Here is a 15,328-nt window from a genome sequence, read left to right as displayed (position 1 = left end):
GCAGTGTTACGGCAAGAACAACCGTACGTAGATGAAGTACGTAGAAACCGACCACCTGCATTGTTGAGGTTCCTGTGTCGCTGCCACCCCTGGTCGAGCCAGCTGCTGAGCTCACCGTCGACGAGGTCCGCAGGTACTCCCGCCACCTGATCATCCCGGATGTCGGGATGGACGGACAGAAGCGGCTGAAGAACGCAAAGGTCCTCTGTGTCGGCGCCGGCGGTCTCGGTTCGCCGGCCCTGATGTACCTGGCCGCCGCCGGTGTCGGCACGCTCGGCATCGTGGAGTTCGACGAGGTCGACGAGTCGAACCTGCAGCGCCAGATCATCCACAGCCAGGCCGACATCGGCCGCTCCAAGGCCGAATCCGCCAAGGACTCGGTGCTGGGCATCAACCCGTACGTGAATGTGGTCCTTCACGAGGAGCGGCTCGAAGCCGACAACGTGATGGACATCTTCGCCCAGTACGACCTGATCGTGGACGGCACGGACAACTTCGCCACCCGCTATCTGGTCAACGACGCAGCCGTACTGCTGAACAAGCCGTACATCTGGGGTTCGATCTACCGGTTCGACGGTCAGGCGTCCGTCTTCTGGTCCGAGCACGGCCCCTGCTACCGCTGCCTCTACCCGGAACCGCCCCCGCCGGGCATGGTCCCCTCCTGCGCCGAGGGCGGCGTGCTCGGGGTGCTCTGTGCCTCGGTCGGTTCCATCCAGGTCACGGAGGCCATCAAGCTGCTCGCGGGTATCGGCGACCCGCTGGTCGGCCGGCTGATGATCTACGACGCCCTGGAGATGCAGTATCGCCAGGTCAAGGTCCGCAAGGACCCCGACTGCGCGGTCTGCGGCGAGAAGCCGACCGTCACCGAGCTCATCGACTACGAGGCCTTCTGCGGCGTCGTGTCCGAGGAGGCCCAGGAGGCGGCGCTCGGCTCCACGATCACTCCCAAGCAGCTCAAGGAGTGGATCGACACGGATGAGAAGATCGAGATCATCGACGTCCGTGAGCCGAACGAGTTCGAGATCGTCTCGATCCCCGGCGCCCGGCTGATCCCGAAGAACGAGTTCCTGATGGGCAACGCCCTCCAGGACCTCCCGCAGGACAAGCGCATCGTCCTGCACTGCAAGACCGGTGTCCGCAGCGCCGAGGTCCTCGCGGTCCTCAAGTCGGCGGGCTTCGCCGACGCGGTGCACGTGGGCGGCGGCGTGATCGGCTGGGTCAACCAGATCGAGCCCGAGAAGCCGGTGTACTGAGACCGACCGGCAATTGGGGGGCGGCGTCACGGGGCTGGGGCACGCACCTCGCGGCGTTGTCGTCAATCACCATGTTCCCCGAGTTCTCGGCTTCGCTCGAGCAGGGGAGGCCCCATTCGCCATGGCTCAATCCTCCGCCTTGCGATGCACGCACCCCAGCCCCGCTCCTTCACCCACCCCCCAATTGCCGGTCGGTCTAAACGCTCAGCATGCCGAAGGGGCCGGTCCGCGTACTGCGGACCGGCCCCTTCGGCATGCACACGTCCCGCGTCACGAGCAGGTCTTGCCGTCCGCCGGGACCTTTCCGTCGAGGAAGTACGCGTTCACGGTCGACGTCACACACGTGCTCTCGCCGTACGCGCCGTGCCCCTCACCCTTGTTGGTGAGCATGATGCCGACGCCCTTGCCCAGCTCGTCCGCCATCTTTTGCGCACCCTCGTAGGGCGTCGCCGGGTCACCGGTCGTACCGACCACCAGGATCGGACCGGAGCCCGGAGCGCTCGCCTCCGGGTTGTCGTGCTCACCCTTCACCGGCCACTCGGCACACCAGCCGGCCGTGTCCCATGCCAGGAACGGGCCGAACACCGGGGACAGCTTCCGGAACTCGGGCAGCATGGCCCTGGCCTCGGCCGCCGTCGGCCGGAGCTTGCTGTCCGCGCAGGAGATGGCGCGCTGCGAGTGGTTCTGGGTGTCGTAGTGCCCCTTCTCGTCACGGCCGATCCCGATGGTGTCGCCGTCCGGCTTCGCTTAGTCCAGCGGCACCTTGACCGCCGCGCACAGCCAGTCGTCACCGGGTGCGCTGCCGCCCGCGGGGGCATCGCAGCTGTTCCAGTCCGGCCGCTGGGAGGTGAGGGCGGCGGGCAGCTCGGGCATGCCGGGCTGCCCGCTCGGAGTGGACGACCGGCCGGGCGAGGACGCCGCACTGCGGTCCGTCCTGTCGGCCGGCTTGTCGTCCGTACCCCCGTCACAGCCCGCGAGCAGCCCCGTCAGCAGAAGCGCGACGCCCGCCAGAGCCCCGGTGCGTGCGTGTCCGACCACGTGTACGTCCCTCCCCGATGTGCCTGTACATACGACGTACAGAAAGTGCGCCCATGCTAGGTCCTGTTGTCGAACTGCTTTCTGCCGTGGGGGCGATGACGGCAGGTCGACGACAGGGCCCGGGCCGTCCGAGACGGTGAACTACTTGCAGACCGTCCCGGCCGCCGGAACCTTGCCGTTCAGCAGATAGTTGCCCACGACCTTCTGCACACAGGCATTGCCGCTGTTGTACGCGCCGTGCCCCTGGCCCTCGTACGTCATCTGCACACCGACGCCCTTGCCCAGCGCGTCGGCCATCGCCTTCGCTCCCTTGTACGGTGTCGCCGGGTCGCCGGTGGTGCCGATGACGAGGATGGGGGCCGCGCCCGGGGCGCTGACGTCCGGGGTCTCCCAGGCGCCCGCCACCGGCCAGCCGGTGCAGGCCATCAGACCCCAGCCCAGATAGTCACCGAAGACCGGTGAGGCGGACTGGAACTCCGGGAGCTTCGCCATGGTCTGGTCCGCGGTGAACCGCTGCTTGGAGTCGGCGCAGTTGATGGCGGTGTTGGCGGCCATCGAATTGTCGTAGCGACCGTCGGCCTCACGGCCGTTCAGCGAGTCCGCGAGAGCGAGGAGCAGCGCGCCGTCCCCGCCGTCGGCCTCGTCCACTCCCTGCTCCAGCAGCGGCCAGGTCTCCTTGGAGTAGAGGGCGGCCGCGATGCCGGTGGTGGCCAGGGTCTGCGTCAGCTGCCGGGACCCGATCCCCGGGATCGGCTTCTTCTCCAGCCGGGTGAGAAGGCCGGAGATCCCCTGCTCGACCTCCTTCCCGGTGGAACCGGGGAGCTTGCAGGCGGCGCCGCGGTTGACGCAGTCCTCGGTGAAGTTGTCCAGCGCGAGCTGGAACCCCTTGGCCTGGCCGAGCGAGGCCTGCTCGGAGTCCAGGGTCGGGTCGACCACCCCGTCCAGCACCGACCTGCCGACGTTCTTCGGGAACAAGTTGGCGTAGACGCCGCCCAGTTCGGTGCCGTACGAGATGCCGAAGTAGTACAGCTTCTTGTCGCCGAGCACCTGACGCATCAGATCCATGTCGCGGGCGGCGTCGGTGGTGCCGACGTAGGGGAGCTCCTTGCCGGAGTTCTTCTTGCAGGCCAACGCGAAGGTCTTGGTGTCCTCGACGAAGGCATTCACCTCGGCGCTGTCGTTCGGGGTGGCGTCGGTCTCGTAGCGGGCGTCGAGCTGCCGGTCGGTCTCGCACTCCACGCCCGCACTGCGGCCGACCCCGCGCGGGTCGAAGCTGACCAGGTCGTAGCCGGCGCGGAGCTTGTCGTAGTCGTTGCCGAAGGCGGGCAGGGTGGCGACGCCGGAAGCGCCGGGGCCGCCGAAGTTGAAGATGAGGGAGCCGATCCGCTTGTCCGGATTCTTGGCCCTGGCCCGGATGAGTGCCAGCTCGATCGTCTCGCCGCCCGGATTCGCGTAGTCGAGCGGGGCCTTCATGAAGGAACACTCCCAGGGGGTGCCGTCGGGCAGGGGCGACGGGGCCTTTCCGCCGCCCTGTGCCGGGGACGGGGCCGGGCAGGGCTTCCACGTCAGCTTCTGGGAGACGAGGTCGCCGGAGTTGCTCGCCTCGGCGGCATTCGCCGAAAGCGGAGAGCGCGGCGGCCCGTCCGGGTCGTCCTTGTTGCCGCTCTCCGAGCAGGCGGTGATGGGAAGGAGCACGGTGACGGCGGCGGCGAGAGCGGCGGCACGCAGGGCGGGAGAGGTCCTCATGGCCCCATCGTGCGGTGGGAACCGGACCCGTGCACGAGGCACTGGTCCAAGCGGGTGGCCGGGGCTCTCCCCGGTCGCCCGATCGGCCTTGCGGCCAGGCGCGCGCTGCGGCTGAGGAACTGTCAGCTCGCCCTTGCGGGTCAGAGCTCGCCCTTGCGGGTCAGATGGTTGAAGCAGAGCCAGCCGGGAAGCACCGGCAGCCACAGCGTCAGCAGTCGGTACAGCAGAACGGCCGGTGCCGCGACCTCCTTCGGCAGGCCGACCGCGATCAGCCCCAGCGTCAGCGCGCCCTCGACCGCGCCCATTCCGCCCGGTGTGGGCGCCGCCGACCCCAGCGCGTTACCGGCCAGGAAGACCACCGCGATGCTCGCGTAACTGAGATGCGGCACGTCCGGGCCGCTGAACGCCCGGACCGACGCGTCCAGACACATCACGAACAGGCCGGTCAGCAGCAGCATTCCGCCGATGCCCGTCAGCAGCTTCTGCGGCCGCTGCACCACGTCGAGCATGCGCGGCACGACTCCGGCGAACAGCGACCGCACCCGCGTCACCACGAACTTCCGCAGGAACGGAACCGCCGTCACCACCAGCACCAGCACCGCGACCGTCAGCAGCCCGGCGATCACGGTCCTGGAAGGAGTGAGCGAGGACGGGGTCTTCTCGGTACCGGTCAGATAGCCGAACGCCGCCAGCAGCAGAATGTGGCAGCCGAGACCGAACAGCTGCGAGGCGCCGACACTCGCCACGGCGAGGCCCGGACGCACCCCGGCGCGCTGCAGGAATCGGGTGTTCAGCGCCACACCGCCGACCGCGGCAGGGGCGACGATCTTCACGAAGGACCCGGCGACCTGCGCCAGCACGGTCCTGCCGAACGGCACCCGCTCCGGCACGAAGCCCAGCAGGCTCATCGCCGCTGCGACATAGCTGAGGGCCGAGAATCCGACCGCGGCCGCCACCCAGCCCCACTCCGCCTGCTCGACGACCGCACCGAAGTCGGCCTGGGTGACCTGCGAGAGGAGGTAGTACGCGGCGATGGCGCCGGCGATGCAGCTGACCAGGGTGCGCGCCTTGATGCGCTCCAGCCGTACCGGTTCGACCGGTGCCTGCGGCCGGATCAGCAGCACCTGCTGCCGCATCTGGGAGAGCAGATCCTCCTCGCGCGCCTCTTCCAGCGCGTCGCCCATGGCCCGCTTCTCGGCCTGCTTCTGGTTGCGCAGCGACTTGCGGGCGGCCTTGTGGTCCGGCACCGGACCGGCGGTGGAGGTCTCCTGAGCCACCCCGTGTTCGAGCGCCCTGGCACGCTTGGCCGCGTCCGATGCATCGAGCACCGCCTCGCGCTCGCGCTGCGAGCGTTCCCGGGCGAGCCGGCGCAGGGTCGCCCGGGTGGAGCGGCTCAGTGCGATCGGCTGGAGCAGCGGCAGACAGTCCGCGACGGCATCGGGGCCGAGCACGTCCAGAGCACCGGCGACGGCCCGCTCGGCACCCACCCGCAGACCCGTGGTGGTCAGCAGCTGAGCGACATCCATCCGCAGGACCAGATCACCGGCCGCGATCTCGCCGCCGCGCAGATCGGTGACGAACACCTTGCCGGAACGATCGACCAGGATGGCGTCGCCGGTGAGCCTGCGGTGCGCGATCCGCCGCGACTGGAGCGCCTTCACCTGGCGCCAGGCCCCGCGCACCAGCTCGTCGGTGATCTCCGAGTCCTCCAGCGCGTCCAGGGAACGGCCGCCGATGTGCTCGTACACCAGCATCACGGCGTCGGGCCCGAGCTCGGAGGTGGCGATCAGCTTGGGTGCGTTGGCCCCGGCGGCGATCGCCGCGTACGCGAGCAGCGCCTCCTGCTCCAAAGCCTGACGCAGCGACTGGATGGAGCGGTGCTGGGTGATGCCGCGCAGGGTGAGCCTGCGCCACACCCGGTAGAAGAAGCCCTGGGCCTGTTGCTCGCGGTCGACGACCGTCACATCGAGTGGTGGCCCGTCCTCCAGGGTGACCAGATAGCGGCGCCCGCGGTCGTTCTGATCGCCGGATTCGGGTGCGTCCTCGGCGCGCATCGCGGTGACCGGGTGGAAGCCGACATGGCGCAGACCGGCCATCAGATGCTGACCGGTCGGCCGTACGTTCGGCGAGCCGACCGCGTACAGCGTGCCGTACGCCACGGTCCAGCCGATCAGCACGGTGAGGATGATCGAGAACGGGGTCGTATAGCCGCTGACCAGCATGGCGAACGCGTCGAGCAGCAGCACCACCCACAGCACGACCCGCCAGCGCGGCCGTCTCGCCATCCCGACCGCCGTCATATAGGCGATCACGGGGGCGAGATAGCCGTGTACGGGATCGGTGAGCCCGTCACCGGGCTGCGGCTGGGTCAGGGCGTCCTGAATGGTGCCGGGGGCGGACTTGGCCACCCAGAGGTCAGTGGCGAGCGTGACGCCGTGTGCCAGTACGGCGGCGAGCACGCCGTCCGCGATCCGTAGTCCGTCGCGTTTGATCAGCCGCTCGATGGCGAACGCGACCGGAACGAGCAGCACGGCGATGCTGGAGACCAGACCGCCGGTCTTGATCAGGATGTCGGGCGCCTGGCCGGTTCCCTTGTTGATGTCCTGCTCGAGACCGGTGGTCGTGCCGTGGGCGAACGCGATGACCGAGAGCAGGACGGCGATCGCCAGGACCCCGATGAGGAGCCGCATGAGATCGGAGGGGCGGTGTACCCGGGCGGCGAGCAGCGGCTCGTCTCCCGAGACGCGCTCGGCCTGTTCCGCCGCGGCGGACGAGAGCGTCGAGCCGACCAGGTGCTCGGGGACCTCCCCTTGCTCCGCACCGGACTTTTCCTGCTCCGCAGCGGGCTTCTCGGCGGGTCCGTCCGAAGCGTCCGGGTACAGCTCGGCCTCAGGGGCGTCCGCCGCCTTGGGTGGCTGCACGCCCTGCTCCTTCGTCGCCTCTGGTTGGTCTTCGTGTTCTCGTATCACCGGTCACCGCCCGCACGATGGTGGCACGGCCCGGCGACAGAGGAGGGCATCAGGATGCACTGCGCGGACACGCGAAGCGCAAGATACGCTCCTTTGCTCCCGCACGCACGCCCCGTGAAAGGGCGCACACGGACCGGGCCGGGCTGTCGGTGGCGTACGGCAGGATGGGCCGGATGAGTCAATACCGGACGAGCGGCGACCGGACGATCGACGAGTTGCCGGAGTACGCGGAGCGGGTGCTCGATGTCGCCGAGCTGATTCCGCCCGGCCGTGTCATGACGTACGGAGATGTCGCCGAGTGGCTGGGCGACGGCGGCCCGCGCCAGGTCGGCCGGGTCATGGCGCTGTACGGGGCCGCGGTGCCGTGGTGGCGCGTGGTGCGCGCAGACGGGGCTCTGCTGCCAGGCCACGAACTGCGGGCGCTGGACCACTACCGCGAGGAGAGCACCCCGCTGCGCGAGGCGTCGCGCAGCGCGGAGGGCCATCTGCCGAGACTCGACATGAAGCGGGCGCGGTGGGACGGCGTCACCGGCGGTGCGGGCGCGGACGCGGACAGGGACAAGGGCGGAGATGCTCACATCTGACAGCTTGGGCCATTCGGGGGCGCAACGGGCGGCGCCGGGCCCGGCGCGTGATGTGGAACACGAAGCGATACGCGACAGCCCCGTGACGCGGAACGTGACGAGGCACGCAGCGGACTCGCCCCGGAGCGCGCCCCCGCTGGCGTAGCGTCGACAGTTCGCGGCACGCACCGCACCCTCAGCACCAGTACACCCACCAGGACCGGCGATCCACGTGAGCTCCTCCTCCTTCACCCGGCACAGTCCGCACCGGCAGGCACGGCAGGGGGTCCCCCCACGCCCGCAGGGGCGTAGGGGGAGGACCGCGGGCGCGTACCGACTGGTGCGCACCCCGCCGGGCTCCGTGGATCCCCCCCTTCTGGACGCGGCGCAACGTGCGGTGGTCGACCACCCCGGAGGCCCGCTCCTGGTGCTTGCCGGACCGGGCACCGGCAAGACGACCACGCTCGTGGAGGCGGTCGCCGGACGTGTCGCACGGGGCGGCGACCCGGCCCGCATCCTGGTCCTCACCTTCAGCCGCAAGGCCGCCGTGGAGCTGCGCGACCGGATGGCCGGCCGGCTCGGTGCCGCCCGCGGTCCACAGGCCACCACATTCCACTCCTTCTGTTACGCACTGGTCCGCGCCCATCAGGACGCCGACCTCTTCGCCGAACCGATGCGGCTGCTCTCCGGACCGGAGCAGGACGTCACCGTCCGTGAGCTGCTCGCCGGCCAGCTCGAACTGGAACAGGACGGCTTCGCGCACATCCGCTGGCCGGACGAGCTGCGGGCCTGTCTGACCACGCGCGGTTTCGCCGACGAGGTACGGGCGGTGCTCGCCCGCAGCCGCGAGCTGGGCCTGGGCCCGGACGCGCTGTCCGACTTCGCCCGCCGCACCGGCCGTCCGGACTGGGGCGCCGCCGCCGAGTTTCTCGCCGAGTACCTGGATGTGCTGGACGCACAGGGGGTGCTGGACTACGCGGAGCTGGTGCACCGGGCCGTGCTGCTCTCGGAACGCCCCGAGGTGTCGGCGCTGCTGGCCGGGCAGTACGACGCGGTATTCGTGGACGAGTACCAGGACACGGACCCGGCACAGGTGCGGCTGCTGCATGCACTGGCCGGCAACCGGGGGAGCGCCCCGGGGGCCGGGGGCGGCCGGGACCTGATCGCCTTCGGTGACCCGGACCAGTCGATCTATGCGTTCCGGGGTGCCGATGTGAACGGCATCCTCGACTTCCCGGAGATGTTCCGGCGTGCGGATGGCGCCCCGGCACCGGTCGGCGTCCTCACGACCTCGCGTCGCTCCGGCGGACAGCTGCTGGCCGCCACCCGGCTGCTCACCCGTCGGATGCCGCTGACCCGGCTGCCCTCGGCGAAGGTCCGCGCCCACCGGGAGCTCGCCGCGGTCCGCGAGGGCGGAACCGTGGAGACGTACACCTACCCGACCGCCTCCGTCGAACTCGACAACATCGCCGATCTGCTGCGCCGGGCGCATCTGGAGGACGGCGTTCCATGGAACGAGATGGCGGTGCTCGTACGGGCCGGAGGCCGCACGATCCCCTCGGTGCGCCGGGCCCTGACCTCGGCGGGCGTCCCCGTGGAGGTCGACGGCGACGACCTCCCCCTGCGCCATGAACCGGCGGTGGCCCCGCTCCTGACGGCCCTCCGCGCGGTCGCCACAGCGGCGCTGCGCCGGGGTGCGCCGGGTGCGGAGACGGAGGCGGAGGCCCCGGCCTCGGAGGGGACGGAGGCGGAGGCCCCGGCTCCTCCCGGCCAGGACCCCGAAAAGGCTCCCGGCCGGGAATTCGTCCCCGAAGCGCCCTCCTGGCTGGACACCGAGACGGCCCTGACCCTCCTCACCTCCCCCCTCGGCTCCATGGACGCGGCCGACCTGCGTCGGCTCGGCCGGGCCCTGCGCGACGAGGAGCGGGCCGCCGGGAATCGCGTACCGGCACCCTCCGGCGACCTGCTGGCCCGCGCGCTCGCCGAGCCCGAACGGCTCGTCGCGCACGATCCGGCGTACGCCCGCGGCGCCCAGCGCCTCGGCGCGCTCCTGCGCAAGGCGCGCGAGCTTCTCGAAGGCGGCGGTACCGCGGAAGAAGCCCTGTGGGAGCTGTGGGCCGGCACCCCGTGGCCGGGGCGGCTGGAGCGTGCCACGCTGCGGGGCGGTGCGGGCGGCCGCAACGCCGACCGCGACCTCGACGCCGTCTGCGCGCTCTTCGACACCGCGGCCCGCGCCGAGGAACGCACCGGCGGGCGCGGCGCGCTCAACTTCCTGGAGGAGGTCGACGCCCAGGACATCGCCGCCGACACCCTCTCCAGGCGCGCGGTGCGACCCGACGCCGTACGGCTGATGACCGCGCACAGGTCCAAGGGCCTGGAGTGGCGCCTCGTCGTCGTCGCAGGGGTGCAGGAGGGGCTCTGGCCGGACCTGCGCCGCCGCGGTTCGCTCCTCGAAGCGGACCGGATCGGCCGCGACGGCCTGGCCGAACCGCTCACTCCCGGCGCCCTCCTCGCCGAGGAACGGCGCCTCTTCTACGTCGCTGCGACCCGCGCACGCGAACGTCTCGTCGTCACCGCGGTCAAGGCGCCCGCCGACGACGGCGACCAGCCGTCCCGCTTCCTCACCGAGCTCGGCGTCGAACCGCGCGACGTCACCGGCCGACCGCGCCGACCGCTCGCCGTCGCCGCGCTCGTCGCCGAACTCCGCGCCACCACCGTCGACCCCGGCGCCTCGGACGCCCTGCGCGAGGAGGCCGCCCACCGCCTTGCCCGCCTCGCCGCGCTCACCGACGACGAGGGCCAGCCGCTCGTACCCGCGGCCCATCCCTACCGCTGGTGGGGCCTGTACGAGCCCACCCGCTCCGCCGTTCCGCTCCGCGACCGGGACCAGCCCGTGTCCCTCTCCGGCAGCGCGCTCGACCAGCTCGCCAACACCTGCGCGCTCCAGTGGTTCCTCGGCCGCGAGGTGAAGGCGGACGCCCCGGCGACGGCCGCACAGGGCTTCGGCAACGTCGTCCACGTACTCGCCGACGAGGTGGCCTCCGGGCGTACCCCAGCCGATCTGGCTGTCCTGATGGAGCGGCTGGACTCGGTCTGGGACGGCCTCGTCTTCGACGCCCCCTGGAAGTCCCAGCAGGAGAAGGAACAGGCCAGGGCCGCCCTCGAACGCTTCCTGCGCTGGCACGTCATGGACCGCACCGGCCGCACCCCCGCCGCGAGCGAACACGACTTCGACGTGACGCTCGAAGCGGGGGAGTACGAGGTACGGATCCGCGGCTCCATGGACCGCGTCGAACAGGACGCCGAGGGCCGGGCGTACGTCGTCGACTTCAAGACCGGCAAGCAGTCCCCGACCAAGGACGAGGTCGCACGCCACCCCCAGCTCGCCGTGTACCAGCTGGCCGTCCGGGAAGGGGCGGTCGACGAGATCTTCGACGGCGATCGCCCCGTCCCCGGCGGCGCGGAACTCGTACAGCTGCGACAGCCCGCCCCGAAGAAGGAGGGCGGCGACGCACTTCCCAAGGTGCAGGCCCAGGAACCTCTCTCCGGCGAGTGGGTCTCCGACCTGCTGGCCACGGCCGCCGGCCGGGTCCTGGACGAACGGTTCACCCCCACGACCGGCCAGCACTGCACGCACTGCACCTTCCGTGCCTCGTGCAGCGCACAACCGGAGGGCCGTCACATCCTGGAGTGAGAGCCTTCCGGCCGCTCGGTCATGGCTCGAGGGCCACCACGACGTAGACGACATGGGGGTCCGGGGCGATCCGCTGGGCGATCCGGTGCGCGTTCTCCTGCGTCGGCAGCCCGCTGCCGACGTCAAGGAACTGTCGGATCCCGGCTTCGGTGACCAGGGAGGTCACTGCACGGCGCACGAAGTCCTGGTTGTGCCGGACATCGAGGCAGCCGCGCGGATCGGCCGCGAGCGCGGCGGCCGCCGCCTCACGGTCGGCGGGGTAGTTGCCCTTGCCACCGAGAAATACGTCATACACCCGGGCCGGATGCGCCTCGGTCGTATCGACGCGCCGGTGCGGGCCGGAGACGTCGAGGCCGGATGCGGCGAGTGCTCATGAGGCCGCCCTCGCAAAGGAGTTGAGGCGATCGGCGCTCAAGGCGGTCCGGACCCGGACCACCGGGCGACCCTGTTGCGGGCCGCCGGTCGGACCTGCTGCGGGCCACCGGCCCGCCCGGACCGTCCGGCGGCCCCGGCACATTGTCAGTGCGCGCGGCTAGCCTCTGTCGGGTGTCCTCACGCATCACCGATCCCGAGCAGCTGAAGGAGCTCCTCGGGATCCCGTTCACCCCGGAGCAGACGGCCTGCATCACAGCGCCGCCCGCCCCGCAGGTGATCGTGGCCGGAGCCGGGTCGGGGAAGACCACGGTGATGGCGGCGCGCGTGGTGTGGCTGGTGGGGACCGGCCAGGTCGCCCCGGAGCAGGTCCTCGGACTCACCTTCACCAACAAGGCGGCGGGCGAGCTCGCCGAGCGCGTCCGCAAGGCCCTGATCGCGGCCGGGGTCACCGATCCGGACGCCATCGATCCGGACAACCCTCCGGGCGAGCCCAGCATCTCCACGTACCACGCGTTCGCCGGTCGGCTCCTCACCGAGCACGGGCTGCGCATCGGCCTCGAACCCACCACCCGCCTCCTCGCCGACGCCACCCGCTACCAGCTGGCAGCCCGCGTACTGCGCGAGGCGCCCGGCCCCTATCCGGCTCTCACGAGGTCGTTCCCCACGCTGGTCAGCGATCTGCTGGCCCTCGACGCCGAGCTGGCCGAGCATCTCGTACGCCCCGAACAGCTCGCGGAGTACGACACCGACCTGCTCCGTACGCTGGAAACGGCCCGGCTGACCAATGCCGAGCTGCGCAAGATTCCCGAGGCCGCCCAGGCCCGTCGTGAGCTGTTGCAGCTGACCCGCCGCTACCGCGAGGCCAAGAAGAGCCGCGACGTCCTCGACTTCGGCGACCAGATCGCCCTCTCCGCCGAGCTGGCCCTCACCCGCCCCGAGGTCGGCGCGATCCTGCGCGACGAATTCCGCGTCGTGCTGCTCGACGAGTACCAGGACACCTCCGTCGCCCAGCGCCTGCTGCTCTCCGCCCTCTTCGGCAGGGGCCCCGAGGCAAGGGTTACGGAGGTGGTGACCGGGGCGGAGTCCGGCGCGACCACCCGGGCGGTGGCCACCGGTCATGCCGTCACCGCCGTCGGCGACCCCTGCCAGGCGATCTACGGCTGGCGCGGTGCCTCCGTGGCCAACCTCGACGACTTCCCGCTCCACTTCCCGCACGCCGACGGCACCCCCGCCACCCGCTACTCCCTCAGCGAGAACCGCCGCAGCGGCGGCCGCCTCCTCCACCTCGCCAACGGCCTCGCCGCGCCTCTGCGCGCCATGCACGAAGGCGTCGAGGCACTGTGCCCCGCCCCGGGCGCCGAGCGCGACGGCATCGTCCGCTGCGCCCTGCTCCGTACCCACACCGAAGAGATCGACTGGCTCGCCGACTCGATCGCCCACCTCGTGAGGACCGGAAAGGCGCCCGGCGAGATCGCCGTCCTGTGCCGCACCGCGGGCGACTTCCCGGAGATCCAGGCCGCGCTGGTGGCCCGCGACATCCCGGTCGAGGTCGTCGGCCTGTCCGGGCTGCTGCACCTGCCTGAGGTCGCCGACCTGGTCGCAGTGTGCGAGGTCCTCCAGGACCCCGGCGCCAACGCCTCCCTGGTCCGGCTGCTCATCGGCCCCCGCTGGCGGATCGGCCCCCGCGACCTGGCACTCCTCGGCCGCCGCGCCCGCCTCCTCGTCCACCGCGCCGCCCATGGCGACGAGGACGACTTCGACCCCGACCGCCGCCTCGCCGAGGCCGTCGAAGGCATCGACCCGGCCGAAGTGATCTCGCTCGCCGATGCCCTGGACACCTTCCTCGAATCGGGTGGAGGAGAGGACGACGGACTTCCGTTCTCCGCCGGGGCCCGCATTCGCTTCGCCCGCCTGGCCGCCGAACTGCGCGACCTGCGCCGCTCGCTGGCCGACCCCCTGATGGACGTGCTGCACCGCGTCCTCGCCACCACCGGCCTGGAGGTTGAGCTCTCCGCATCGCCGCACGCCCTGGCCGCCCGCCGCCGCGAGACCCTCGCCAACTTCCTCGACGTCGCGGCCCGCTTCGCCGCCGTCGACGGCGAGGCCACCCTCCTTGCTTTTCTGGGCTTCCTGCGCACGGCAGTCCAGTACGAGAAGGGTCTGGACAACGCCCTGCCCGGCGGCGAGAACACCGTCAAGGTCCTCACCGCCCACAAGTCCAAGGGCCTGGAGTGGGACGTCGTCGCGGTGCCCGGCCTGGTCACCGGACAGTTCCCCAGCAGCCAGTCCCGCGACGCCTGGACCTCCCAGCCCAAGGTCCTCCCGCATGCCCTGCGCGGGGACACCGCCACCCTTCCCGTCATCCACTCGTGGGACGCCAAGGGGCTCAAGGGCTTCAAGGAGGAGATGAAGGAGCATCAGCACACCGAGGAGCTCCGCCTGGGATACGTCACCTTCACCAGGCCCCGCACCCTGCTGCTCGGCTCCGGCCACTGGTGGGGCCCGACCCAGAAGAAGCCGCGTGGCCCGTCCGACTTCCTGCACGCGCTGTACGAGCACTGCGCGGCCGGACACGGCGAGATCGAGGCCTGGGCGGACGAACCGGCCGAGGACGAGGAGAACCCGGCCCTCGCCGAGAAGGAGGCCGACCGGGCGTGGCCGCTCCCCCTGGACGACACCGCCCTGACCCGCCGCCGGGCCGCCGCGGACACGGTGATGGCACATCTGGAGGCCCTGGCCGCGGCGGGGAGTGTTCCGGATGCGTATGAGGCGCCGTCCGACACCCCGGATCCGTACGACGATCCGTACGATGCCCCTTACGAGGACGACCCGTTCCTTGGCAGCGAGGCGTACCCCGACGAGGCCGACGACTGGGACGTCCTGTCGTCGGAGCCCCCGCCGGCCCCCGTCCCCAGGCCACACGCCCCCGCTCCCACGCCGCACGTCCCGGCTGCCCGCACGCCCCGGCCCGTCGGGGAACAGCGCCTCACCCCCGAGGAATCCCGCACACTCGCCTCCTGGGACCGCGACCTCGACGCCCTCACCGGCGAACTGCGCCGCGCCCGCGCCACTGTGCGCGACGTTCTCGTACCCGCCTCGCTCTCCGCCACCCAGCTGCTGCGTCTCGCCGACGACCCCGACGGCTTCGCCCAGGAGCTGGCCCGTCCCATGCCGCGGCCCCCGCAGCCCGCGGCCCGCCGGGGTACTCGCTTCCATGCCTGGGTGGAGTCCCGCTTCGAGGAGCTGCCGCTGCCCATGCTCGGGCCGGACGAGCTGCCCGGCGGCGACGAGAGCGACGCCGAGATCGCCGACGAGCGCGACCTCGCCGCACTCAAGGAGGCCTTCGAGCGCACCCCGTATGCCCGCCGTACGCCGTACCGCGTGGAGACGCCGTTCCAGATCACTCTGGCCGGCCGGGTGATCCGGGGCCGTATCGACGCGGTGTACCGCACCGGGAACACGTACGAGATCGTCGATTGGAAGACCACCCGCACCAACACCGCCGACCCCCTCCAGCTCGCGGTCTACCGTCTGGCCTGGGCCGAGCTGCACGACCTGCCGCTCACCGATGTCACTGCCACGTTCCTGTACGTACGCAGCGGAGAGACCGTCCGCCCCACCCGCCTCCCGGGCCGGGCGGAGCTGGAGCGGCTCCTGTTGGACGAGCCACCTTCCACGGGCCGATAGGCT

General features: G+C 71.3%; 7 protein-coding genes and 2 pseudogenes. 4 read left to right on the top strand and 5 right to left on the bottom strand.

Annotated features, from left to right (window positions below; genetic code table 11):
• Nucleotides 1–74: 74 nt before the first annotated feature.
• Entirely contained in the window at nt 75–1,253 is a 1,179-nt protein-coding gene (gene moeZ, locus OG953_RS15070; protein WP_405684718.1) for an adenylyltransferase/sulfurtransferase MoeZ, read from the top strand.
• Between the two features lie 270 nt (nt 1,254–1,523).
• On the opposite strand, the pseudogene OG953_RS15065 reads toward moeZ, so the two are convergent.
• The 4 genes and pseudogenes from OG953_RS15065 to OG953_RS15050 form a co-directional block, all read right to left on the bottom strand.
• Nucleotides 1,524–1,970: pseudogene (locus tag OG953_RS15065) on the bottom strand (alpha/beta hydrolase); the annotation flags it as partial.
• Nucleotides 1,971–2,000: 30 nt separating this feature from the next.
• Nucleotides 2,001–2,291 (bottom strand): hypothetical protein, encoded by a 291-nt coding sequence (locus OG953_RS15060; RefSeq protein WP_405684716.1) that lies wholly within the window; start codon nt 2,289–2,291, stop codon nt 2,001–2,003.
• 141 nt (nt 2,292–2,432) lie between these two features.
• Nucleotides 2,433–4,037 carry an alpha/beta hydrolase gene (locus OG953_RS15055; protein WP_405684715.1) on the bottom strand — a complete coding sequence of 535 codons (1,605 nt, stop codon included), beginning with the start codon at nt 4,035–4,037 and terminating at the stop codon, nt 2,433–2,435.
• Nucleotides 4,038–4,177: 140 nt separating this feature from the next.
• The gene (locus OG953_RS15050) at nt 4,178–6,958 is read right to left on the bottom strand and encodes a YbhN family protein (RefSeq protein ID WP_405684714.1); all 2,781 of its coding nucleotides are present in this window, start codon (nt 6,956–6,958) and stop codon (nt 4,178–4,180) included.
• A 221-nt stretch (nt 6,959–7,179) separates the two neighbouring features.
• Here OG953_RS15050 and OG953_RS15045 point away from each other — a divergent pair, with 221 nt between their 5' ends.
• Together OG953_RS15045 and OG953_RS15040 are read left to right on the top strand one after the other, a co-directional pair.
• The gene (locus OG953_RS15045) at nt 7,180–7,590 is read left to right on the top strand and encodes an MGMT family protein (protein ID WP_405684713.1); all 411 of its coding nucleotides are present in this window, start codon (nt 7,180–7,182) and stop codon (nt 7,588–7,590) included.
• A gap of 211 nt (nt 7,591–7,801) precedes the next feature.
• Complete coding sequence (locus OG953_RS15040; protein ID WP_405684712.1) at nt 7,802–11,263, top strand: ATP-dependent helicase; 3,462 nt, start codon at nt 7,802–7,804, stop codon at nt 11,261–11,263.
• 40 nt (nt 11,264–11,303) lie between these two features.
• Here the strand turns inward: OG953_RS15040 and OG953_RS15035 are convergent.
• A pseudogene (locus OG953_RS15035) lies at nt 11,304–11,594 on the bottom strand (SAM-dependent methyltransferase); the annotation flags it as partial.
• A 215-nt stretch (nt 11,595–11,809) separates the two neighbouring features.
• On the opposite strand from OG953_RS15035, the gene OG953_RS15030 reads away from it, so the two are divergent.
• A complete protein-coding gene (locus tag OG953_RS15030; RefSeq protein WP_405684711.1) occupies nt 11,810–15,325 on the top strand; it encodes a UvrD-helicase domain-containing protein in 3,516 nt (1,171 codons plus the stop codon).
• Nucleotides 15,326–15,328: the final 3 nt, after the last annotated feature.

It is taken from the genome of Streptomyces sp. NBC_00057 (assembly GCF_045041165.1).
Taxonomy (GTDB): Bacteria; Actinomycetota; Actinomycetes; order Streptomycetales; family Streptomycetaceae; genus Streptomyces.
The sequence above is the reverse complement of the archived record's forward strand: the minus strand, read 5'-3'. Positions and strand labels throughout refer to the sequence as shown.